The sequence below is a fragment of the Sporosarcina sp. OR05 genome, assembly GCF_041414805.1.
Taxonomy (GTDB): Bacteria; Bacillota; Bacilli; order Bacillales_A; family Planococcaceae; genus Sporosarcina; species Sporosarcina saromensis.
The window spans coordinates 103,434-127,326 of sequence record NZ_JANKJL010000009.1 but is presented as its reverse complement, the minus strand read 5'-3'; the positions used below and the strand labels follow the sequence as shown (position 1 = coordinate 127,326).

The following is a 23,893-nucleotide window of genomic DNA, read 5'->3' as shown; positions in this document are numbered from 1 at the left end:
GCTACTAGGTTGTACATAGATCCAGTACTGTCAACGAAGCCGTATGAAAAGAACGTTCCTATGTATCGGTAATAGGAAGCTGTTAAAACGCATCTAAGTTGTCTTGAGTCTAAGTTCAAACAGAAATGGGAAAGACATGCGCATACAATAACAACAGTATCTACCTTAACAGATTTTCACCCAAAACGTGAGAAATTTGTCGAAAATAAAGATGAAGCACTAGTTTTTGTGGTGGGAAAGGGGAGTGGGGCTAAAGAGGGAGAAAAACGGTGCCTGTCCCCGGAACGATTTAGAATGATTTGAATCGTTCTGATGGTGCTTTTCCGATACCGACAATGAGGCGTGGTAGATTGCGGGGAGTAGTGCATAAGGTGGATGAAAACGGTGCCAGTCCCCAAAACAATTTGAAATGATTTGAAATGTAAAATAGTACGCATTTTTGCATGTGGTAAAAAGTGCTGTGCGCGTTGCAGTTGCAAGGTTTTTCAAGTTTTGGGTGTCAAAGATGTAGCTGGAGTTTTATGGGGATGTGGAAATGTGTGGCGGTTGTGGAGATGCAAAGTGCTGCAAAAAAGAGAGGATGGGACGATTTTTCGTCGCCATCCTCGCTTGTGCATTCAAGTAGTTTCTGTAATAACAGGGTATGTTAACGGACAGGTGTAGTTAAAACGCTGTCAAGGGCTAGTCATAGGGACTTTAAGAAACGAACATCAGCAGTGAACTCCAATGCACTCCATTTCTTTACGTGTTCGGGATGGAGCCCAACGACAAGCATTGTAAAACCTAGAAGCTGCATAATATGAACAAGTTTTTGGAAGCCGTTCAATCCACCTTGTTCAATCTCCCCGACAGCCGTGAAGTCGATGATGACGGTATCAGCATCGGATTTATATGCCCGGTTAGAAACGGTAGCGGCAATATTTTCAGACTTTTGTTCATCGAGAGGGCCGAAAATTGGAATGAGGCCAACTGTTTGAGTCAGTTCAATGAAAGGAGAAGAAAGTCTAATGTTTTCTTGTAACAATTCCTCTGCTGTTTCCTTCGCTTGCAACAATTCAAAGTTGGTTTCTGTCAGTCGATGACGTAGCCGCCCCAATTGCTCACTCACTTTCCGAACCGCTTCGTCCTTTGGAACAATAATGACTTCACCAATTGTCTCATCTGTCCAAGAAACATACAGATCCGCAAGTTGGATGTCGTTTGTTTTTGAAATGATATTCATTTCGAGCGCCTTAATCGTCTGGAATTGTTCGAGATGCTTCAAGAGTTTAGACCGGCTTTCCGGTTCAATAATGTCCAATAAGCTTGTCCCAATCGTCAACGTGTTAAGGGCAGCTTGATTCATTTGCACGATCTCTAAGTGTTGATTAATGGCGTACATGGGCAATGGAAAAGCGGAATTAGGAAATGACATTTTCAGTAACTGCTCCTTTACCTGTGTGCTGTAGCCACGCATGAAGATCCCGTAAGTTTTGTAGGACGACGACTTGTCCAGGAGCCGCTACATCTTCAAATTTTGCGTGTGGCGACATCCGACCGCCAATTAAAATAGTAGGCTTGTGTGCAACACTCGCAAGCACCTCAACGGATTTACGGAGCATTGGCAAGCGATATGAAAGTGCGGCTGACATGGCGACAACGTCAGGTTGCCACGCATTAACCGCCGTTTCTGCGTGGCGAAGCGGCAAGTTTGGCCCTAAATAACGAACTTTCCAGCCGAACTCCTGAAAGACAGACGTCGCCATCTTCAACCCAATGTAATGCTCTTCGCCTTCCACTCCGAATAGCATCACTTTTCGATTGCTGGCCGCATCCATCGCTGCCGATTTAAATTCAACATATGAAATAATATAATCACAGATCGCAGTTGCCAAGTGTTCATCCGCAACTGTAATTTCGTTGCGTTCCCATAGCTTGCCGATATGAATCATTGCAGGTGTAATCAAGTCTTCGTAAAGCGACAGTCGATCGTTGTTCGCTAAAACTGTATGGATGAAGGAGAGGGCATTTTGCTCATCTCCGTGTAAAAACTTTTGCGCGAGTTGGATGGCATGTTCCGTCATTCAATTCCTCCTCAAACGTCTAGTTGCCGTAGAATTGTAAGGGCTTCGGCTAGGTAATGCAAATAAGCTGTTTCCCGATCGCTATCCAATTTGCCAGGAAGAACGTGTTGCAGACGTTGAAAGTTATCGACAATTAAAGCCCTGCTTACATTTCTGCTCGTCAACACTCCGTCCAACCATTTCGTATAATCAATGAAAAATTGAGCGTCATTCATCTGAAAAGCGATTTCCAAATGGTCGAGGTGATGATAATTGTCCTCCGCTGTGCGTTTTCGCCCGTTCTCACCGAATTTCTCAACGAGCCAAGGATATGCTTCATAAATCTGGTGGACGATCTCCTCAACAACTTGGTCTTTCGAGTCTATATTCATCAGGTAGACACCACCTTGTATTGAGAAACTTTCGGAATGATCGATGCGAGCTCTTGGTCAGGGTATTTCTTCTCCAGTTCATGGATTTCCTTGAATTCCTCGCTTCGTGCCCATTGCAAATAGTGCTCCCTCGTCTCCCATTCCATATGGACAACGAGCTCACCGGGCCGCTTTTGATTTTGTAGCAATTGAAAAGAGAGAAACCCCTCCGCCCGATCCACCCGCTTCGAACGATTGTTATAAATGCGAATCACTTCGTCAGCCTTCTCAGGTGGAACCTGAAAAGTGGAATTAACGATATACATGGCAAGCTCCTTTAAGTGTCTACTAAAAATACAAAATTCCATAGATTCAGTGTACCATACTAATGGAAGAAAGTGGCGGAGAGGCGGATAGGACTAAAGGTATGAAAATGTGGTGACTGTCCCCGGAACAATTTCGAATGGTTTGAATTGTGTTGGTAGAAGTTACTCGGCTATACGAATGGAGAAAGGTGTGTTGTAGGAAGTAGTGCAAAAGGAACATAAAAACGGTGCCAGTCCCCAAAACAATTATGAATAAACTAAAATGTTTAGATGCCAGTACTCCGATAGTGAACTCTACATTACGAAAGAAGCATGAAGGAGGAGATGCCTTCATGCTTTCTAAGGTGTTTATTCGTGTATAGAGATTTAGGGAAGATAAGATTTTCTACGTACGAGTTAATTTCTATCGACTGTTAGAAGAGTTGCAGTTGCTCAGCTGTACTTGATTGGTCTGTTTCTCGTATGTAGCCTAATTGTTTATAGCCTTTCATACGTTTATGGGACATGTTGAGCAGCACGGGGACTTTCCGGTCAATGTAGTCGTACACCCGGACTTCCTGTTTTTCGTCATGTTGGCGGTGGAGCCGTCCAACGTATTGTGTGAGCATTTCCGTTGATGCGAAGGGCATTGTGAGAAACAGAGCGCTGAGTCTTGCACAGTCAAAACCTTCTCCGATGTATTTCCCTGTCGCGATTATGACAAGTTCCTCTTGAGGCGGCAGCTCGTTGATCTTTTGCAACGTTTCTGCTTGTTTCTTCTTCGAAAGGTTTCCTGAAAGCGCGACAACGTTCTTTGCAAATCCTTTAAACATGTCTGCCAATGTTTTTACATGACTCACTCGTTCCGTCAAAACTAACGGCGTGAATCCGTCTTCCAAAGCGAGCAGCACATCGTTGAAAATGATTTGATTGCGTCTTTCATTACCAGCTAACTCATTGTAAATTGAAGGCATCGTAGAAGAAGTTGTTTGATAGGAGGTGAAACGCTCTTTTAACACATGATGGAACGGACGGATGAGTGCTTGCGTTTTGGCATGTGTTTTATAGACAATTGGGCCGCATTGCATGTGAATGATCGGATGCAACCCATCTTTCCGGGAAGGGGTGGCCGTTAATCCGTACACATATTTTGCGCGTACCATCTTCAACAATTGCTCATTCGTATAGGCTGACACATGATGGCATTCGTCGATGATTACTTGTCCGTATTGTGTAATGAGTGGGCTTATGCCATTAGCTGTTAACGTTTGGACGGTTGCGACATCAAGCTTGCCAGTGCCCGTCTGCTTACCGCCACCAATTTGACCAATTGCCTTTTTGGGAATGCTTAATAAAGTGGCTAACTGTTCGATCCACTGGCTTTGTAGCTGTTTTCGATTCACGATGATGAGTGTGTTGACCTTCCGCTCCGCAATTAACGCCGCAGCCGTTACAGTTTTCCCGAAACCGGTCGTTGCCGCCAGTACGCCACATTCATTTTTCATGAATTGATCCATAGCATCTTGTTGTTGCGTTGTTAATTGGCCCATAAACTCTGTCTCAAAGAGCGTACCTGCATACCTTTCATCTTGCCAAACGATCGAATAATCCGTCGAAGCAATCCAATCACGAATTGCCCTTTCTGTCCCACGAGGAAGAATAAGGTGCTTTTCTGTTACATCAAAACATTCAATTCGTGCAGAAAGGTGTTGTGTGGACAACCGTTTTGCTTTCGCTTTATGGTATTCTGGATTGCCAAAAGTCGCCAACGATTTTAATTGGTTCAGCATCGCTTCGGATAAGTGGTCTAATGCAAAATGGATGCCATTCTTTCTGACAGCCGTAATGGTAACGGGTTGTTCATTCACAAAGAGTTCAGGCGCAGGTGCACCAAGTACATATAAAGCATTTCGTACTAGGTTATTATCGATTTTAATGACTGAGCATAAATAAGCCCATTGATCGTCTATCGGATCAAATGTAGAGGTGACAAATTCGCTGTTTCCCTGTATGCGTGCATGCTGTTGCAATGGGAGTGCAATTAAGTTCCCTAACCCTTCTGAGGCGGATAAATGGTCTTGACTGGGAAAAAAACGGTCGTACGAGGAAAGTGATGTTGAAGTGCGAGTCTGCGTCTTTTTCAATAACGCATTCCCGAGTTTGCGAGCAAGAACAGCTGGAAGCGCTTCGGCAAAAAACATCCATACGTGCGCGCCATTGCCGGAGCGTGATTTTTCAATATAGCATGGAAGGAACACTTCATTGCAAATAGCCACAAATGCCGAAACATCCTTTTGCCAATCCCCTTTATCAAAATCCACCACGAAAAAGCGGCATGTATCCCCTGACAGCATGGGATATACGCCAATGACATGTTCTCCTCGCAAATGATCGTAAATGACTTGATTCGTTAAAGGAACATATTTCCCATTCGACACGACAGGTGAGTAGCCTACTTTGCCGTCACTCGACGCCCATCTTCTCGCAAAGACATCCGTTCTTCCGATGAATAGCTCCTTAAACAAACGGATTTTTTCAGCCGGTTCGGATGCATTCGTCACGATTTCTTCAGGCGGTCGCAATTGAACTGTTGGCAATAAATGATGAATCATTTGCTTCAAATATGCATTTTCAAGAACTACTTTTTCATAGTCGTCAGAGAGTTGAGTATCGTTTTTCGTTGTATTCAAGGAATCACCTCATAAGTAGGGGAAGTCAAATGTATTGGAATAAAGCGCAAATAGACGCTTGTATACTAGTCGTTTTGTAATTTACTTGTATTTTCATATATTTTTGATTGCTTGTCAAAGGTGTTTGAATTTTATTAATCAAATACAAATAATGGTTGAATTGTGGTATTATAGATTTATGCATTAATATGAAATATTTCCTAATATTCTAGTCATCTTTGATATCATTAATGCCAAAAAAATGCAGGTAGAGAGGATGTTGATTGTTGAAAAATGGGAAGCGGTTGCTATTTGTAATTGTCATGGCTATGCTGTTGATGCTAACTATCCCCCCGGAAACGCAAGCGTCTGTAAATAAATCTCCATTTAAGGATGTTGGTGATTTTTTATATGAAGAACACTCTCCAATCCGTAAGTTAGTGGAGAGAGGCGTAATATCTGGCTACGGAGATGGTACATTTAAAATGCACAAGGAAGTGACGAGAGGGGAATTTGCAACATTTCTTGCACGAGCGCTTGATTTACCAGAAGCTGAAAGCTCATTTAAGGATTTAGCTAAAAGTTCAGCTCTCTATGACGGTGTCAGCAGAGCATATGCTGCAGGTATCATTAAAGGTTTTGATGATGGAACGATAAAGCCAACTGAACCCGTCCTAAGAGAAGAAATTGCGGTGATGTTAGATCGAGCTTTACAGTTAAATGGGGACTTCACAAAAGAATACGTTTTAGATTTTGCGGATCGATCTAGAATTGGCGCATATGCTCGAACGTCTGTTGCACGCGTCTACCATTATGATTTAATTGAATATTACACGGGTGGAGTATTTGCGCCGAAAGCTGAAGGAAGTCGTTGGACAACGGTAAAAGCTATTAGCAAATTTTTGGACGTGATTGAAGGGGAAAAGTGGGTATTCCGGAAATCATATACGGAAGACTATGGCTACCCAATACTCCAAGAAGAATATGTGAACATTAAAGGATTTGTATTCCTGAAAGGTTACGATGGAGCTTGGTATGATGAATTTGGTGCAAAACTCTTAGATGGACTACCGAGCTATAAACCATATCAAGCATTAAAAAAGGGATTTCCCGTTAATGTTAATTACTCTGATTTTGCAAATTCAGTTACACTGAGCGCTGAAAACGCAATAATCAGTAGCGGCATGAACATAACAAGGCAACAGTTTATAGACACGGTAAAAAAAGTGCGCCAAACCAAGAAGCCTGTCGTAATAAACGGCTATAAATTCTACATTAAACCAAACGGCAATCATCCTCTAGACATACTTTATGAATTACAATAATTGCATCTGAGAAGAACACACAAAAAAATAATAACAAAAATCCAATCGCACTTTTTATGATTGGATTTTTGTTATTAAAATGTTAGGTGGGGTGTTGTTGGTGAGAGATTTTCATTATTTGGAAGACATTCCTCCTCCTAGATACACCTTAACTTTTGGTCTGTAAAATTTATAACAAACTTCATCAGTTGCAACTTGGTAACTTTCTAAATAATCGGTGCCTGTCCCCGGAAAGATTTTGAATCTTTTTGGGGACAGGCACCAAATTAATTGCGTATATTCTGATAAAATAAATACACGTCCGCGTAAAAAAAAAGTACAAAAAAAGCACCGCGTGTGCGGTACTTCGTATAAATGACGAATTAGTACATAACTTTTGCAGGATCGATGGCAATGACAGATTGACCATCCACTTCCACCCAATAGTAATAGTGGTCGACTTCAAGTCCAGTAGACTCCGTCAATTGGTGATGGATTGCTTCTTGTAGTTCAAAAGATTCTTGTCCCAACGTAATTGGCAGTTGCAGATTAAGTCCTGTTGAAATTGAGATTTTCTTGTCAGAGCTTGCAAGGTAAGCTGCACTCGCAGCGCCCGAAAACAACGATTGACCGATTATCGCAAGACCGAGGACGATAGCTAATTTCTTCATGTGTTCATCACCTCCTTTAACGAGATGATGTCTTCTCTTAATGACAAAAATGTATCCACGACTAGCGGATTGAACATCGTTCCTTTATTGGAAATTAGCTCCTCAAAAGCTTCGTCAATGTCTAGTCCTTTCCGATATACACGATCTGACGTCATTGCGTCAAAAGCATCGACGACAGTAATAATGGCTGCTTCAATGCGGATTGCAGTATTTGCCAGACCGTTTGGATAGCCTTTCCCATCAAAACGTTCATGATGCTGTTCAACAATATCTGCAGCAAATTTCAAATCCTCTTGATTGGTTGCTAGTAAGATTTCTTTTCCCCACGTCGTATGCTTCTTAATCATCTCAAACTCTTCATCCGTTAACTTCGAGGGTTTATTCAACACTTCTATCGGCACCTTAATTTTACCTATATCATGGAGGAAAGCCGCTAAATTTAAGATGAAAAGCTCGTTTGCCGTCAAGCCCATCCGCTTTCCGATCATCATAGAAATTTCTTTTATACGATTGCAATGATCCGCTGTATAGCCATCTTTTTCTTCCACGCGTATCGCTAAATCCATCATGTCTTTAACCGAACTACTGTAAAAATGAAATTGCGGCTGTGATGTCACATAGATGAACTCAACATCTGTGGCAGCGGTGAAAAGAGCATGCTATTTCACTGGGCTCGCACTAACGGAATCGCCTTGTTGCAAGATGACATCGCCGTCAGACCCATGGTAAATAAGTGTTTCTGTAAGCATCGTCACATGCTCTAAGGCCGTCCATCCATCAGCTGGCGCCATCGCCCACCTCGCTCCTTCGTATAACTTGTGGTGAATGACTTCTGTGCCATCTCCCGAAGAAACTAATGAAACTTCTATATTCTTCATAATGACTGTATCACGATAGTTTCTTCGACTTATTTTCATAATGTCCTCCATTTCCGAGCGTGCCTATTTAGAAGAACGTAGTTGTATTTTTTCTAGAAATATATTATTTGAAGAATAGAATTATAAATTTATTTTACAACTGAATTCGAACTATTGTCAATACAATTCAGGGGAGTTAAGTACTATATTTATCTGATTGAAGAGAAAATCTATGGTGAAGAGATTTATGAATAGGTAGAAAGAATTACGCACGTAAATTGTTTGGGGGACAGGCACCCAGACAATTTCGAACATACTGAAATTAGATGGGTGCTTTGCTCATTTTCCTAGTGGATGTTTATTGTTTTGGGAATTCGTTTGCGATGGTTCCTACGATGGTGCCGAGGGTTTGGCCTTTAAAGGCGTCCGGGATGGATTCACCTGTTGGGTTGGCGTAGTAGTATGCGTTTGTTGACTCGTCATAAGTGAAGCCCATGCTTGCTAACTTTAAAATTAGCGATGCTGGAAGTTCAGTTGAGCCGGTTAGGGCAGTATAGTAGTCAGTCGGTGCGACGAACACTTCAACATCGTCCAGGCTGGAACGGAGGATGATTAAATCCTTATCGCTTTTTAAAATCCATTGACCCTTTGAATAGATTGCGACTTGAGCGTGTTCCAAATTTGCGATACCGTCCAAGTTTACCCCGTATATTTGATTGATTAAAACACGGTATTCAGGTCCAGAAAGCTTGTACCCAAACATTTTGCTGTAACGGTCCATCACGTGATTTTTTTTCATCGCCATAATGTCTTGATCACGTGAAATGTCATCTCTTTCTAATCCCAAGTCAAGACGAAGGATTTCCATGACAACAGCATCATACGAAGATACCGTTGTTCCAATTCCTTGTTTTGAAATGAAATCCAAATCGATGTTGAAAATTAAATCAACAGCTTTCCGCACCTCATTCCCTTTCAATTTCTTTCCTTGAGATGAAAGATACCGATCCATCACTTCTGCTTTGTTCATACTAGCAATCTCGTCATCTTTCACAGTAGAATGCTTGTCCACGCCAAGGCTGACACGTAAAACTTTCATCACCTTGTACGTGTATTTAGTTGTTTGTTCTACTTGTTGTTCTTCTTTTACACTCGCAGCTTCAGCGGTAAGTGGTTGGATACTACTGAAAAGTAATCCTGCTGACAACACGAAAGAAGAGACAAGCTTCGTTACACGAAATGGTTTTCTCAATTGAATTCCTCCTATTCAAATCGTCTTTGATAGTATAGCACTTTAGATGTTAAAAGTAATAAATATTATTGATTTTATAGTGGTAAGTACCTAAATATTTGTCCTATTTATCTCTAGCTCATCATTTAAAGATGAAGTATATACCATGAATTTGAACCGCATAGTCAGTTAGGAAGGATGTACGATTGCATACATATACTCGGTCAGATTACGAAGAAGGTATTTAATTTAAGAGGTGCCACGCTCGATATATTGTCAAACTAAAAGCAATCTAGCCCACGCGGCATCTATGCGTATAAAGGACCTCATTTTATTCGCAAAAATTGATAAAGAACGTAACTACCGGTAAATTGGTGAAATCAAAGCATTAGCAATGATTGATTTACATTAAACTTGAAAGTTGGCTTATTCACGGACTTAGAATGGATTGTTTCAATAATACCTGTACCTAACGGATTCCGTTCATTCTCATAAACACCAGTAGACTTACTGCCAAGGCGATTAAAGATGCATTGGCAGTATTTTTATTTTGCTAAGATGTAGGTAACAAGATCTATAACCTAAATCACCGCATAAAAATTCAAGCATACATCCGAAAAATGCCACTTATGAATGAAATGTGGTACGAAAGTGTAAGATGAATCGTATTCTTTTTGACAATGCGGCCTGAATGAAAGAGTGTTCTTAAGAGGGAAGTAGAGATCTTATGCTCTGTATATACTAAAAACAGTTCCACTTTCATAGTTCTACAAGCATAGTCAAGAGGGGGAGATGGTCTGTAAAAAGAAACGTATAAATTGGGAAAATGAACCTTTCGAAATATGTTGATTGTTTGCCTGGCTGCTCGTTAGAATGACCAATCTTCCAACTAAGTATTTTACAGACTAGAACTTTTACTGACTAAATACCCAAGATTACTGAAAAATCACCGTGAAACAGTCGCAGAACTATGAAATTGGTGCAAGGTAGCGAATTTACAAGCGTTGAAATTTGTAAACTTCGAAATGGTAGTGGAACGATGTGTTACAAACTAAATCACCTAATAGGAGGAAATAATCAATGATGAGTCTTAAAAAGAAATTAGCAATGGGAATCGCAACAGGTGCATTGGCAGTCAGTATGATTGGTGGCGGCACGTATGCCTATTTCAATGATGTGGAAGTGAACAACAGCAGTTTCGCAGCAGGTACACTTGATATTAACGTTAAGGGGAATGATACAGCTAATGCGATTATCGACGTCACGAACATTAAACCAGGCGATACAATGTTACGTAACTTCACCCTGAACAATGTTGGAAGCTTGGATGTGTCAAAAGTATTCTTAACGTCGAAGTATACAGTGACTGATGCAAATGGCAATAATGCGGGTGCGGACTTCGGGGAGCATATTAAAGTGCTGTTTATTATTAATAAAGATAAAAAGACAGAAGTTGTCCATGAAACCACGCTAAAAGATTTAAGTAAATCGGATGTTGTCGATAGAGATTTACTTGGCTGGATCTTGGGTGGAGAGCAGGACGGACTTAAGGCAAAAACGTCTGATAGCTTAACGGTTAAGTTCGAGTTTGTTGACAATGGGAAAGATCAAAACGTGTTCCAAGGAGATTCTTTACAACTTGAGTGGACGTTCGATGCGAAGCAAACAGCTGGAACAGCAAAATAAGCTTTTATTCCAAAGGAGGGGAGCACTTCTCCTCCTTTTTAGTAAATTTTATATCTATTTCTCTTGCTATAACGAGCGTATAGCTGGAGAAATAGCTGTAAACTAAATCACTTCAACAGCGTAAAAAGGTGGTGTGAGATTGAAAAGTAACCGAAGACGTAGGTATAAAAGAGATGCCAAAACGCTGCTTTTTAACTTGAAAATTGCATTCATTTGTTACTTATCCCTTTACCTTATCACTTATTTCTCATCTCATACGAATGCAGAATTCACAAGTCAATCTGTTGTTAGTCAATCCATTAACGCCGGCGTTTGGGAAATAGTAGACGAGTGTGGCAATGTTATTGAAGATGACGATGTGGAAACTAGTCTTGAAGGCGAAAGTGCGGAAGAAGCATCTACCGAAGAGGACGAATCGACTACCACTGGGTGCGAAGGTGATGGCCAAACGACTGAAGAGGTAGAAAGTGAAGAGTTGAGCGATGAGAGCACGGAAGATGTGAATGAAAATGATGAAGAAATGATGGCTGGGGAGGTCAAGGTGGAAGGTAGTGAGCAACAAGTTCAAGAAGAAACGCTTGATGAAGGATCTTCCAATGATCAAGGAAAACAAACAGATGAAACAGGTCAAGTTGTAGATCGCGTAGATTCACAAGATGAAAACGCTGAAATGGACATAGAAAATAAATCGGAGGTCGAGACAAATGAGAGCGAGAAAGACGTCGAAAACGAAAATAATGATGAAGTGGATCAATAATCTGCTTACAGGGATATTAATGGTGTTGTTACTAACAGTCGCTTCCGCGGTGGTCATTACGAAAATATCAGGTGGCGAGCCGCAGTTTTTCGGTTACCAATTAAAAACCGTGCTTTCCGGGTCGATGGAGCCAGGCATTCAAACAGGTTCGATTATTGCTGTAAATTTAGACGTGGATGCAACAAAGCTCCAAGTTGGTGACGTCATTACGTTCCGAGAGACTGAAGAAATGCTAATAACACACAGAATTACCGAGGTTGTGAATAGTGGGGATACGGTATTATTTCGGACAAAAGGTGACAATAATAACGCGGAAGATATGAATCCGGTACTGTCTGAAAACGTGGTCGCACAATATACAGGATTTACAATCCCGTACGTTGGCTACTTCGTCAACTTTGCACAGTCTAAAAATGGTGCTCTACTGTTATTAATTCCAGGGTTTTTGTTACTCATTCATTCTGTCGTGACGCTGTGGAGAGTGTTTGCCCAAATCGAGTTGCCTCAGAAAAAGCAAGCGACAGTAGTCGGCGAAGAAAGCGGAAATCGCTCGTCTTAACGCAGTCGCTCAAGGAGGCATAAGGTTGATGAAGTCAATTCGAATCTCGTTCGTTGTCATATTCATGATCGGGTTATTGTACTTTTCTTTACCAGTCATAGACGCAGAGGCTGAGGGAGCACCTGCGCAACAAGATGTTGATATTAACATCTCTCCAGGAGGGGCCCCCTTATTCCAAGTTGAGAATATGAAACCTGGTGATTGGGCACCTCGGACGGTGACCGTGCAAAACGTTGGTATCCAAGACTTTGACTATTCAGTGCGCGTTCAAAATACAGGGGATCCTAAACTGTTTAATGCGTTAGTACTTGAAATAAAAGCTGGAGATCATACTTTGTATGAAGGGAAAATGACTGATTTCGACGCAATTCCGTCTAGAAAGCTAGTAAGCGGAAGCGAAGAATCGCTCGAAATGGTCATTCGTTTTCCAGAGCACCTTGGAAACGATTATCAAGGACTCGAAGCAGCATTTACATTCCAATTTGTAGCAGAAGGGCAAGGCAATCTAGTAGTCCATACGATGACAGAAGGACTGATTGGGAGTAGTGGAATATCGCAAACACTACCTACGTTTCCTTTCTCTCTCACGAACACCATCTACCTTCTTATAACTGGGCTATGTCTACTCACTGCAACCCTTATTATCATGCGCCAATACAACCGAATGAAACCGGTATAAACACATTTATCAACGATCCAAGCTGCCAAAGCACCCACCTATGCCTTGGCAGCTTTCCTCTCTTTAGAGGGGTGGTGTCTGTTGGGATGTAAGACCTATAAAACCGGTGCCTGTCCCCGGAACAATTCTGAATGAACTGATTTATATTGTCGAATCTATAGGTGATTGTTTCGACTTTTGGTGACATGAAAAGGTAAGAAGTGTTAAAAATAGTATGTTGATTGCCGCGCGTTTTGACATTTTATTGCCAGAGTATGCTGTAGAATAGGAGTAGAAGTAAGTGAATACGAGGAGACTGTGAAGTGCGTTCCTTATGTGGGCACCTGGGACGTATGGAGTAATTGGTGCAACCGACCTGATTAATATCGGACCGTCATCCGATTTAGTTAGGTTTTTATTTTGTTGAGAGGAGGAAGTGTACAAGCTTTGGCATCGTAAGTAAACACTTATCATTGACACAGTAATATACTAGTAATCGCACGTTGAACCTACACAACTACGACATGAAAACTTAAATGAAACCAATAATGATAAGAGGGGTTGTCGGTGTATGAATGTTGTAATTGTAGATGATCATCCGTTAATAAGAGCGGGTTTAGCGTCCATTCTTGGTAACGAGCAATCTTTAAAGTTGGTCGGAGAGGCAGCCAATCGTCTGGAGGCCATTAATCTGTTAACTACGTTGCATCCCGACATTGTCATTGTCGATTTGGAATTAGGAATGGAATCAGGGTTAGATGTCATTGTTGAGGCGAGAAGGCAAGGAGTCGTTTGCGAATTTGTCGTTCTCTCTTCTTCATCTTCTGAAGAAGATTTTAAACAAGCGAAAAACTTAGGGATATCGGGGTACATTTTAAAAGAATCTTTGCCGGAAGAGTTGGTTCTTGCTTTACGCATGATCAGTAACGGCAGAAACTATTATGATCAAAAATTCTTTGACTTCCTATTGAAAACACGAAAGTCTCCAACGGCTTCCCGCCAAGTTGAAACATTAACACGAAAAGAAGTTGAAGTGTTAATTGAATTAGGCAAAGGACTCTCCAACAAAGAAATTTCAGAGATCCTATTTGTGACTGAGTACACAGTTAAAAAGCATGTCAGTCAGATTTTGGCGAAATTAAATCTTTCCGATCGGACGCAAGCTGCGCTTTATGCAAACGCGAAAGGGCTTGTCCGCTATGTTGTGAATTAAGATTCAGAAACCAAATCCGGAAATACTGGATTTGGTTTTTTTATTTAAAAGTTTTTAGCGATGAACCGGTTCATAAGTATACGTTGTTATTCAAAAGTAGTAGAAGAAAATACTCGAAAGGCTACGTATGAGTCTCCAATGGATAAGTGAAGAGTATCCTTACGAGGGAGGAATTGGGAATGAATAGATTTTATACTGGAAACAGGTGAAAAAAGCTCTTGTACAAGACTTGTGAATTGTAGTTCTAGGTGGGGGCTAACGTATTGTGAATTTCAATAGAAAATTGTCACATTACGGAATTAAGCGGGGGGATGGTGATTGTGAGAAAACTTGTAATTGCTCTATGTATTTGCAGCTTTCTGTTCGTAGGTACTTCAATTTATGCACATGCGACTGCAAATATGTCATTGCTAGATTGGTATAACCGACAATTTCAGCGCGTAGTTGGACAAGTGTCTGACGAAGTACAAACCGGTCTTATTTCATTAGAAGTGTCTATTGAGAACCGAAAAAAGCAGTACCTCGTTGGAATTGGAAAGGGAATTGAGGAAATCGTTCTGACGACTTCGACAACTGCTAAAGCAGACATTGAGAAGTATAAAGAAGATTACGTCACTCGACTTGCAGAAACTGAAGCAACACTCTTGGAAAAAGAATTACTGAACATTGAGCAAGAGATGATGAAGACAGAAAAAGAGATTGAAAACAGTGCATTCGCTATTTTAGAAGAGCTCTTACGTGAAAAGAGCGCTGAAGACACAACAAAACAGTAAAGTGAAAAAACCTAAACATTTAAGGAGGAAATGAATTTGAAAATGACAGTGAAAAAGAAAATGGCTGCTGGTGCCATCTCAGTAGGGTTACTATCTGGAATTGGGCTAGCATTTGCGAATACGGATGCAGGAGGAGCACTAAAAACTTGGTATAGCGGTATCTTTAACAATGCTTCCGCTGAAGTTACGGATTCAATCGATCAATACGTGATGGATCAACGGGATGATTTATTGGATGATTACAATGGGATGAAAGCGGGTGCTGGGGAGAGTATCGACTTTGCTAAAAACTTTGAAATCGGTGAATCTTCAGCTGCAATTAATAATGCTAAACAAAGCCATCTCGACAGTCTCGGTGCTGCCAAAGCTCAAATATTGGAAGGGATGGAACAACAGTTTGATGCTGTTCATCAACGAGAATACCTACGGATACAAGAAGCCGGTGATAGAGCACTTCAAGCTGCACGCGCTGACTTGACGAGCTATACAGGTACTAAAGGGACAGCGGCAATTGAAGAAGTAACGACACAACTAAATGCAGTAAAAGAGCAGGCGGTTGCAGATCTAGGGCAAGCGATTGCAAACGCGAAAAGTGCAATTACAGCTCAGGTGGAAACAGAAAAAGCAAGCACTGTCAACAGCTTGAAACTACATGTTGATCAAAAAATTGAAGATGTATTCGACGAAATTCATGGAATTATTGGAGATTTAGTAGCCGCTCAAGAAGCTTTAATTGAAGCAAAAGCAGCTGAACTCGAAGCTGCAGCTATAACAGCATTGGACGATGTCGTTTCAGGAATCAATGAATAATTAACAACTAAGTAGGGCCCGCCCCGTTGTGGGTCCTACTATTTACGTTTGGAGGGTGTGCTGTGGATAAAAGAGAGGCGCGTAAACGGAGAAGAAAGAAGAAAAGTCGTGTGGAAGTAGCAAAGTTCCTCATTGGAGCTGTTCTTTTAATCGGAATTATTGGCAGCAGTGTATCAATTACGTTTGCTAGTCAAGATGTTCAATCTCTATTGACAAGTTGGTTTGATACACAAAGAGGAAACGCGATTGAAGATATCAAAGGCACAATTGATACAGAACGTGAGTTTCAAATGGAACGCTTAAAAGAAGAGCTGCAATCGGAAATTCAATCGGCAAATGAACGACTTCAAACATTTACGGAAGATGAAAAGACAAAACGGACAGCAGCATTACGAAGCTATACCGATGCACTTATTCAACAGTTTTCGGTTGATAACACCGAAGAAGAAAACTACGTGGTACATGAATTGGAAAGTATTTTTCAAAATGCCGTCAGTAAGATGGAACAAGTGATGGCAAATAGCGCTTCAAAAGATGGTCCGATATCGGAAAGCCCGCCTGAAGCTGAAGGGCAACCAGTTGAAGACCCAGTCTCTGAAAAAGATCCTGTTTCTGAACCAAATCCTGAGCCAAGTCCCGAGCCCGACCCAAGTGAAGATGCTGAAAATGAAATCAGCGAAGCAAAGGATGGTGACCAATAATGCATATGATTGAAATGGAAGCGAAGACGACAGATCGTGCGAATGAACGAGGTACATCACGAGAAAGCGTCCTTAGTTGGTTGAAGTTTCTGCTTTTCATCGCGGCAATATTTTTTATCTTCCGCTTTGCAATCGGTATTACAGTCATAAGTGGAAATTCTATGGCACCCACAATTCAAGATCGGACGATTATTGTGACGAGTAACCTACTTTATTCACCTGAGCTAAACGACATTATTCAATTTGAAGATGTCAATGGCTTTGATGTCATCAAACGCATTATTGCTATGCCGAATGATACGGTGGAAATTAATAATGGTCATCTATACGTAAATGGACAAATGCTTGAAGAGGACTATGCAATGGGTGTTCCGAACGACATGGCGCTAGTGACTGTACCAGAAGGTGCGTATTTTGTCGTCGGGGATAATCGGACGCCAGGTGAAAGCTTGGACAGTCGAAATGTGGAGTTTGGTTTTATTCCAAAAGAGCGCATAAAAGGCGAAATGCTCTTCTCGCTATTCCCATTTGAGTTTTAGTGTGAAAAGGGAATGCTGGCATATAAGAAAACATAGTATTTTGTAGTTTTGCTCGTTAATATTTTCCGAAATGAATATCCCGACAAGTCCTGACATACAGTGGTTTTGTGTGTTTTAAGGGCTTGTTCAACTATAAACAATGAGTAGTCGGTATTTGCTAAACAACTCGAAGGTAAATGGTATTTACACATATTAGTAGACGCCATGGAGACGCCATTATACTACCTAAGCAATTTTGAAAGGGGTGATGGGGTTAGTTTTTGTGCAACATGCATCGTCTTTTACAAGAAAGGGAGGAATGGAAGTTGAGGAAAAAGCGCAGTAGAAGTAGGATTTTTAGCATTGCGATGACGTTCCTAATGGTGTTCTCGATACTTACACCTGGAATGGTAAGCGCAGAACAAACGAACAAATTGCACCAATCTTTCAAGGAATCTTCATCAGTTTCAAAGAATAAAGTGAGCAATACTTTACTAGACAGTTTTAAAGATGAAGAAATGGTAACGTTCTTAATCAAATTTAAAGAACAAGCTGATACAGAAAAAGTTGCGGCTCAAGCGAAAATGGATGCAGGAAAAGCGAGTCTATCAGCTGCAAAGACAGAGTTGATGGTTCGTTCTGCTGTTGTTTCTGAGTTGAAAGCAACTTCGCTTGAAACGCAGGAAGATGTGAAAGAATTCCTTGAAAAGCAAATGGAAGAAGGATTTGTAAAAGAAATTACTCCCTATTATATCGTCAATGGGATAGCTGTTACAGCTACGAAGGAAGTTGCTGAAAAGGTTGCTTCATTCTCTGAAGTTGCAAAAGTTCTTCCGAATGAAACACGTCAGCTATTCACAACGAAATCTGCAAATGCAACAGCGCCTACTTCTGGAATCGCAAACGTTGAATGGAACGTTGAGCGTGTGAAAGCCCCTCAAGCATGGGCGATGGGCTTTGATGGAACTGGTACTGTCGTTGCGAGTATCGATACGGGCGTTCAATGGGATCACCCTGCCTTAAAAGAGAAGTACCGTGGATACAATGCAGTAACTGGGCAAGTCGATCATAATTATAACTGGTTCGATGCGACTGCAGGTCGTTCTGCAGCGTATGACGATCATGGGCACGGGACACACGTTACGGGCACGATGGTCGGTAGTGAGCCGAATGGGTCAAACCAAGTCGGAGTAGCTCCTGGTGCGAAATGGATTGCAGTAAAAGCATTTACAGCCAATGGTGGAACAGACCGTGATTTACTAGCAGCAGCACAATGGATTCTAGCACCAACTGATGCAAATGGGAATGCGCGTGTCGATTTAGCACCTGACGTTGTTAACAACTCATGGGGTGGCGGCCGCGGTTTAGATGAGTGGTACCGTGACGTCGTTAGAAACTGGCGTGCAGCGGAAATTTTCCCTGAATTCTCTGCAGGGAATACGACGTTGTCAAACCCAGGTGGCCCAGGATCAGTTGCAAATCCAGCAAACTATCCAGAGTCTTTTGCTACGGGTGCAACAGACATTAACAATAAGGTAGGAAGCTTCTCATTACGGGGTCCATCACCTTATGGGGAGATTAAACCCGATATTTCAGCACCCGGCGTAAACATTCGTTCTTCTGTGCCGGGTGGCGGCTATGAAGGTGGATGGAATGGTACGTCGATGGCAGGACCAGCTGTATCGGCAGTAGCGGCGATGCTTCGCCAAGCAAATGCCAATATTACAGTAGATGAAATGGAGCAAATTTTGTTAGATACGGCAATTCCTTTAACGGATAGTCAATATCCTACGACACCTAACCATGGTTACGGTTACGGGCTTGTCGATGCACATGCAGCAGTTTCGGCAATTGCAAGTGGGCTTGGAAAACTCAGTGGTCAAGTAACGAAAGACGGTGAGGATTCTGAAGCTCCAGTATACGAACACACTGCACCTGCAGAGACATTTGCTGGTATGGATTTAGACTTATCAATTCAAGTGAGTGATAACATTAGCGTTTCTTCTGTCAACTTCCAGTATGTTGACGGTGAAGGTGCGTGGCAAACGGTTGAAGCTCCACGTAAATCCGGAGATTACAAATCTGGAGTATATGGCGTATCCATTTCAGGGGATCAAGTAGTCGGTCCTGAATTCAAATACAAATGGGTCATTAGCGATTTTGGTAACAATGAAGTGACAACTGATGAATACGTCGTTGCTGTGAATGAAGGCATTACCGTTGGGTATTTTGAGGATTTTGAAAATGCACCGGCTGGTTGGCAATCATTTGGAGACAATAACTCTTGGCAATGGGGTGTTCCAACTTCAGGCCCAGGAAATGCGGCTTCAGGTGAAAAAGTGTATGCAACGAATCTAGCAGGAAATTACGATAGCAGAATGAATGCAACGCTTGTCATGCCTCCGGTTGATTTGCCAGAAGGCAATTCATATTTACAATTCAAACACTGGCACAATTTTGAACAATCCAGTTCTGGAAGAGCGTGGGATTACGGTCATATTGTGATTTCTACAGATATGGTGAATTGGACACAGCTTCAAAAGGTGCAAGGTTTATCAAACGGATGGATTAATGGACAAATCGATTTGTCTGCTTATAGTGGGCAACGTGTCTATATTGGATTTAACGCATTCTCAGATGGTAGTGTTGTTAGACCTGGTTGGTACATTGACGATGTGGCGTTAAGTGATGTAGTGCAACCTGCAAGTCCTTCCGTAGGTAAAATCGAGTTACCAGAACTTACAGAAGAAGAACTTGAAATGGAGAAAGAAAAAGAAGCAACAGAAAAACCAATTGATCCAACAACAATTCAGCCAGTCATGACGAAAGAGGAAGTTGCTTCTCCTTCAGTTGACATGAAGAAAAATCAGCCATCGGTGTTGCCGTTAGGTGCTCAAGTTAGCATTCTCGAAGCAAATCGTTCCGTTAATACAAGCCCAGCTGACGGTTCGTATTCCCTAACGCTTGGAGCGGGAACATACACAGCGAAAGCAGAAGCTTATGGTTACCAATCACAAGAACAAACAGTAACGATTACCGAAGATGCAACAACAACAGCTAACTTTACGTTAGAAGAAACACCTATCTCAACAGTAAGTGGAACAATTACTTCTGATGGTATCCCAGTAGAAGGTGCAACAGTTCTGTTACTAGAAGATGCAAACGTTACGCCTGTGGTAACAGATGCAAACGGTAACTATTCATTGACTGCGTATGCAGGTAACTACACAATGAAGATTGTTGCAAGCGGTTTCCATAGTAAAGAAGAGAGTATAACACTTGGTTCTCAAGCACTTGTGAAAAACATTGTTCTCGAACCATTCTTTACGTATCCTGGTGGCGTAATTGCTTATGATGATGGTACGGCAGAAAATGCTCGTGCATTCTATGAAGCTGGAAATGGTTGGGGCGTGAAGATGTCTCTACCTGAAGGAAAGAGTTCTGGAATCGTATCTGAAGGGATTTTCCGATTCTGGGATACAGAATGGCCAGTACCAGGCGGAACAAATTTTGCAATTGAAGTATGGGATGCAAAAGGTGCAAATGGTGCTCCAGGTAAGAAAATTGCTGGGCCAATCCAAGCGCAAGCGAAGCGTGATGGCGGATGGACTCACGTAAACTTGCAAGAACACAACATTGCAGTCGATGGCGATTTCTACATGGTTTATATTCAAACACAAGTCAATACAGCTTCTCCAGGTCTTGCAACGGATGAAAATGGTCCGAATGCTAAGAGAAGTTACCAATATGTCGGATCGGCGTGGGCACCATCCCCTGCAGCTGAAGGGAACTACATGATCCGTGCACGTGTTGACTATGAAGTAGCTGGTCCGCAAATCACGACACCGGGTTCAATTACGAATAAAGCAAATGTTGTCGTTGAAGGTACTGCATCACCAACAACAACGATTACATTGAAAAACAATGGAAAGAATGTTAGTTCAGTAGTTGTTGGGGATAATGGGGCATTCTCATTCCCGACTGTTCTGACAGAAGGTGAAAACGTCTTTACAGCCGTTTCTACAATTAACGGCAGGGTAACAGGCGAGTCAGCACCTGTGGCATTTACGTTGGATACAAAGAAGCCGATTCTCACAATTACAAGCCCGAGAAATGGTTCCAAAACAAAAAACGAAGTAGTGACGGTAACAGGTAAAGTTGCAGATGCAAACTTGAAATCTGTAACGGTCAATGGCCAAAAAGCTACAGTTACGGATAAAGGAACTTACTCGAAGCGCATTCTTCTTGATGAAGGAGAAAACGTCATTAAAGTCGTTGCAAAAGATGAAGCAGGCAATCAAGAAACAAAAACTGTAACGGTCTCAGCTAAATTCTCAGAAGAACTGACAATTACCAATTTGACACCTGCAGAAGATGTGTACGTCTCAGTTGGTCAAACTGTGAAAATTGAGTTCGATAGCGAAGCGGGTCTTGCGGCAACGTTCTCTGTTCACATGCCACTTACAAATGTCGGCCTGAGCAGAGGCAACGCATTTGAACTTCCGATACGCGAAGTTCGCCCTGGCCACTACGTAGGCTACTGGACAATCCCGTTCGGTGTAGCAGCTGAAGGAGCACAAATTGAAGTCAAAGTCAGAGACATCTTCGGCAACGAAACGAAAAAAATCGCACCAGGCAAACTTTTCATCAACGTCCAATAACAAAGGTGCCAGTCCCCAACACAATTCGGAATTGTTTTGGTGCCTGTCCCCGACAAAATTCGAAATTGTTTAAATGCTGTCTAGAAAGCTCTGTGCAACGCAGCTGTTTGCACAGAGCTTTTTCTACTGTCTAACTGTTGGGAATTATGGATTTAGCTTGTTTTTGGGTATACTTGGTGAAAGGAGATGAATGAGATGGGTGTGAAAAATTCCGATCGTTTTATTGTGGCTTACAACCGGATTGAAAAAACTTTATCAATGAAAGTAGATGATAATGGTTATTTACCGTTTTATAGACTTATTGATAAAGCGAAAATAAAAAATTCCGTTGTTCGCAAGTACGAAGATGATTTAAGGGAGTTTGGCGATTTGCGGAATGCAATTGTTCATCATCGAACAGATATCGATTATGTAATTGCAGAACCTCATGATGACATTGTTGAACGAATCGAAGAAATTGAACAAAGACTAAGCAATCCACTAAGTGTTGGTGCATTATTTGGATGCAAAGTACATACATTGCAAGCGAGTGATCATTTGACCTTGGCTTTACGAATGATGCGTGACAATAAGTTCAGCCAAGTGCCGATTTATGAGGAGGGAAAGTTTAAAGGTCTGATTACTGCAGCAGGTATTACGTATTGGTTGGCGGGTCAATCGACAGAAGATTCGATTTCCCGGGAAATACCGACACTTTCTACAGTTTATAACTATGAAAAACGAAAGGAATCTTTCGAGTTTGTCGAGAAAGACCTTTCTGTGTATGAAGCGGATGATTATTTTAAGAGGGCCATTTCAAGGGGAACTCGATTGGAAGCGTTACTCATAACAGAAAATGCTGAACCTGACGAAGATTTGATTGGTATTATTACTCCATTTGATTTGTTAAGGATACGATAGGACAGAACAGTCTGTATATTAGGCAGAAGTATATTAATGAAACTACAAAGTTCGTCTGGCAGTCAAAAATTGCTATGCTATTCTATAAATCGATTGCGTGAAGCTGGGTGTAGATCTTGGGCTTCACGCGAACTTTTTATGAAGATTAATGCATTTTCTCATGTGACAGCTGGTTTTATGTAGCGGTTGTATATAATTATATGATCATCCATAAGCTTTTTGATGAGCCCTCTTTCTCCTCAAATAATCCTCGTCTGCACGTATCTTATCCCAGTATTCCTTAAAGATAGCAGCAGACTCTGCTTTACCTGCATCAATATCGCGTTCTTTCACCGAACCATCCTCGTTATACTTGCGCCCGCCCTTATAATTGGCGTAACGTCGTGCACGTGTATAACCCATTTGAATGAATTTCCGAGCCATATCCATCCCAACGAAATCATCCTTTTTTCGGTACGCTTCAAACATCGAATAAATCTTTTCGGCAGATTTTTGAGCAATTGCAGGCGTCTTAAAACGCCAGTGTGGCAAGATTTCGCTCTTGTAAGGTTCCACAAGCAAAACGCCTTGTTCTCCTCGTCCTACCCGATACAATTCAGGCTTCTCACGCAAATTGAGGCTACTGTAATCTAATTCATAATCAAAAGCCACCGACCTCACCCCTTTTTTTCCACCTATTCCCGAAAACCCACAAGTCAAACGAAGATGAAAATTGTGAAAAAACAATTCTGAATTGTGCGGGTGCCTGTCCCCAAAACAAATCAGAATTAAACGGGGGACAGGCACCTGATCAATTCATGCTATTCAGCCGATACGCATAATCAGTCAAGTGGGCTATTGATTTTTTCCAAGACTTTCTATATGCTTAGTGAGAATTGAATAGCATATTTTGGTTCTTTGCAGTTTTCGCAAAGATTAAAAAGGAATCAGGTGAGAATCCTGAACGGTCCGGCCACTGTAAATAGGGAGTGACTTCTACAATGCCACTGGTTAACTAACTGGGAAGGCGGAAGGAACGATGGATACCTATAAGTCAGGAGACTTGCCAAAATATAAATGCGATACGCCTTCCGGAGAAAGGTTGCATGATGTATTTTTACAATGGGTCCTTGCTTGTAAATACGTACGATACATATGCTCTTGCCTCTCATCTGGAGGCGAGGGCTTTTATATTTTCACTACAACTTAAATGAGAAGGGAAGTAGAC

General features: G+C 41.6%; 22 protein-coding genes and 2 riboswitches. Of the genes, 12 read left to right on the top strand and 10 right to left on the bottom strand.

Going from position 1 to position 23,893, the window contains the following annotated elements; genetic code table 11:
- Nucleotides 1-685: 685 nt before the first annotated feature.
- From NRI27_RS13370 to NRI27_RS13350, 5 genes are all read right to left on the bottom strand, one after another.
- Nucleotides 686-1,414, bottom strand: coding sequence for an STAS domain-containing protein (locus NRI27_RS13370; protein WP_371391151.1), 729 nt, complete (start codon nt 1,412-1,414; stop codon nt 686-688).
- Complete coding sequence (locus tag NRI27_RS13365; protein WP_371391150.1) at nt 1,401-2,063, bottom strand: cobalamin B12-binding domain-containing protein; 663 nt, start codon at nt 2,061-2,063, stop codon at nt 1,401-1,403. Before NRI27_RS13365 ends, NRI27_RS13370 begins: the two co-directional genes overlap by 14 nt.
- Before the next feature lie 11 nt (nt 2,064-2,074).
- Entirely contained in the window at nt 2,075-2,434 is a 360-nt protein-coding gene (locus NRI27_RS13360; protein ID WP_371391148.1) for a hypothetical protein, read from the bottom strand.
- Nucleotides 2,434-2,739 (bottom strand): antibiotic biosynthesis monooxygenase family protein, encoded by a 306-nt coding sequence (locus NRI27_RS13355; RefSeq protein WP_371391147.1) that lies wholly within the window; start codon nt 2,737-2,739, stop codon nt 2,434-2,436. The genes NRI27_RS13360 and NRI27_RS13355 overlap by 1 nt, the downstream gene beginning before the upstream one ends.
- Nucleotides 2,740-3,152: 413 nt before the next feature.
- Nucleotides 3,153-5,408: a TOTE conflict system archaeo-eukaryotic primase domain-containing protein gene (locus NRI27_RS13350; protein ID WP_371391146.1), complete on the bottom strand. Its 2,256-nt coding sequence runs from the start codon at nt 5,406-5,408 to the stop codon at nt 3,153-3,155.
- Between the two features lie 266 nt (nt 5,409-5,674).
- Here NRI27_RS13350 and NRI27_RS13345 point away from each other — a divergent pair, with 266 nt between their 5' ends.
- Entirely contained in the window at nt 5,675-6,712 is a 1,038-nt protein-coding gene (locus NRI27_RS13345) for an S-layer homology domain-containing protein (protein ID WP_371391145.1), read from the top strand.
- A gap of 362 nt (nt 6,713-7,074) precedes the next feature.
- On the opposite strand, the gene NRI27_RS13340 is transcribed toward NRI27_RS13345, so the two are convergent.
- From NRI27_RS13340 to NRI27_RS13325, 4 genes are all read right to left on the bottom strand, one after another.
- Complete coding sequence (locus NRI27_RS13340; RefSeq protein WP_371391144.1) at nt 7,075-7,362, bottom strand: hypothetical protein; 288 nt, start codon at nt 7,360-7,362, stop codon at nt 7,075-7,077.
- Nucleotides 7,359-7,979 (bottom strand): HD-GYP domain-containing protein, encoded by a 621-nt coding sequence (locus NRI27_RS13335; RefSeq protein ID WP_371391143.1) that lies wholly within the window; start codon nt 7,977-7,979, stop codon nt 7,359-7,361. Before NRI27_RS13335 ends, NRI27_RS13340 begins: the two co-directional genes overlap by 4 nt.
- A gap of 42 nt (nt 7,980-8,021) precedes the next feature.
- Nucleotides 8,022-8,279 (bottom strand): hypothetical protein, encoded by a 258-nt coding sequence (locus NRI27_RS13330; RefSeq protein WP_371391142.1) that lies wholly within the window; start codon nt 8,277-8,279, stop codon nt 8,022-8,024.
- 298 nt (nt 8,280-8,577) lie between these two features.
- On the bottom strand, nt 8,578-9,471 hold the full coding sequence (locus NRI27_RS13325) for a hypothetical protein (protein WP_371391141.1): 894 nt from the start codon (nt 9,469-9,471) through the stop codon (nt 8,578-8,580).
- A gap of 1,062 nt (nt 9,472-10,533) precedes the next feature.
- On the opposite strand from NRI27_RS13325, the gene NRI27_RS13320 reads away from it, so the two are divergent.
- The 11 genes from NRI27_RS13320 to NRI27_RS13270 all read left to right on the top strand — a co-directional run bounded on the left by NRI27_RS13320 (nt 10,534) and on the right by NRI27_RS13270 (nt 22,686).
- Nucleotides 10,534-11,136 carry a TasA family protein gene (locus tag NRI27_RS13320; RefSeq protein ID WP_371391168.1) on the top strand — a complete coding sequence of 201 codons (603 nt, stop codon included), beginning with the start codon at nt 10,534-10,536 and terminating at the stop codon, nt 11,134-11,136.
- Between the two features lie 139 nt (nt 11,137-11,275).
- Nucleotides 11,276-11,893, top strand: coding sequence for a hypothetical protein (locus NRI27_RS13315; protein ID WP_371391139.1), 618 nt, complete (start codon nt 11,276-11,278; stop codon nt 11,891-11,893).
- Nucleotides 11,841-12,452, top strand: coding sequence for a signal peptidase I SipW (gene sipW, locus NRI27_RS13310; RefSeq protein ID WP_371391138.1), 612 nt, complete (start codon nt 11,841-11,843; stop codon nt 12,450-12,452). Before NRI27_RS13315 ends, sipW begins: the two co-directional genes overlap by 53 nt.
- Nucleotides 12,453-12,480: 28 nt before the next feature.
- Nucleotides 12,481-13,131 (top strand): hypothetical protein, encoded by a 651-nt coding sequence (locus NRI27_RS13305; protein WP_371391136.1) that lies wholly within the window; start codon nt 12,481-12,483, stop codon nt 13,129-13,131.
- A 281-nt stretch (nt 13,132-13,412) separates the two neighbouring features.
- Nucleotides 13,413-13,496: riboswitch (cyclic di-GMP riboswitch) on the top strand.
- A gap of 185 nt (nt 13,497-13,681) precedes the next feature.
- Entirely contained in the window at nt 13,682-14,323 is a 642-nt protein-coding gene (locus tag NRI27_RS13300; protein WP_371391135.1) for a response regulator, read from the top strand.
- Between the two features lie 320 nt (nt 14,324-14,643).
- The gene (locus tag NRI27_RS13295; RefSeq protein WP_371391133.1) at nt 14,644-15,096 is read left to right on the top strand and encodes a hypothetical protein; all 453 of its coding nucleotides are present in this window, start codon (nt 14,644-14,646) and stop codon (nt 15,094-15,096) included.
- A 36-nt stretch (nt 15,097-15,132) separates the two neighbouring features.
- A complete protein-coding gene (locus NRI27_RS13290) occupies nt 15,133-15,906 on the top strand; it encodes a hypothetical protein (RefSeq protein WP_371391132.1) in 774 nt (257 codons plus the stop codon).
- A gap of 62 nt (nt 15,907-15,968) precedes the next feature.
- Nucleotides 15,969-16,607, top strand: a complete 639-nt coding sequence (locus tag NRI27_RS13285; RefSeq protein ID WP_371391131.1) for a hypothetical protein — start codon at nt 15,969-15,971, stop codon at nt 16,605-16,607.
- A complete protein-coding gene (gene lepB / locus NRI27_RS13280; RefSeq protein WP_371391130.1) occupies nt 16,607-17,146 on the top strand; it encodes a signal peptidase I in 540 nt (179 codons plus the stop codon). Before NRI27_RS13285 ends, lepB begins: the two co-directional genes overlap by 1 nt.
- A gap of 305 nt (nt 17,147-17,451) precedes the next feature.
- Nucleotides 17,452-21,786, top strand: a complete 4,335-nt coding sequence (locus NRI27_RS13275) for a S8 family serine peptidase (RefSeq protein WP_371391129.1) — start codon at nt 17,452-17,454, stop codon at nt 21,784-21,786.
- Between the two features lie 195 nt (nt 21,787-21,981).
- Nucleotides 21,982-22,686, top strand: a complete 705-nt coding sequence (locus NRI27_RS13270; protein ID WP_371391128.1) for a CBS domain-containing protein — start codon at nt 21,982-21,984, stop codon at nt 22,684-22,686.
- 204 nt (nt 22,687-22,890) lie between these two features.
- Here NRI27_RS13270 and NRI27_RS13265 read toward each other — a convergent pair whose 3' ends face one another.
- Nucleotides 22,891-23,337 (bottom strand): DUF4385 domain-containing protein, encoded by a 447-nt coding sequence (locus tag NRI27_RS13265; protein WP_371391127.1) that lies wholly within the window; start codon nt 23,335-23,337, stop codon nt 22,891-22,893.
- A gap of 222 nt (nt 23,338-23,559) precedes the next feature.
- Nucleotides 23,560-23,750: riboswitch (cobalamin riboswitch) on the top strand.
- The last annotated feature ends 143 nt before the right edge of the window (nt 23,751-23,893 follow it).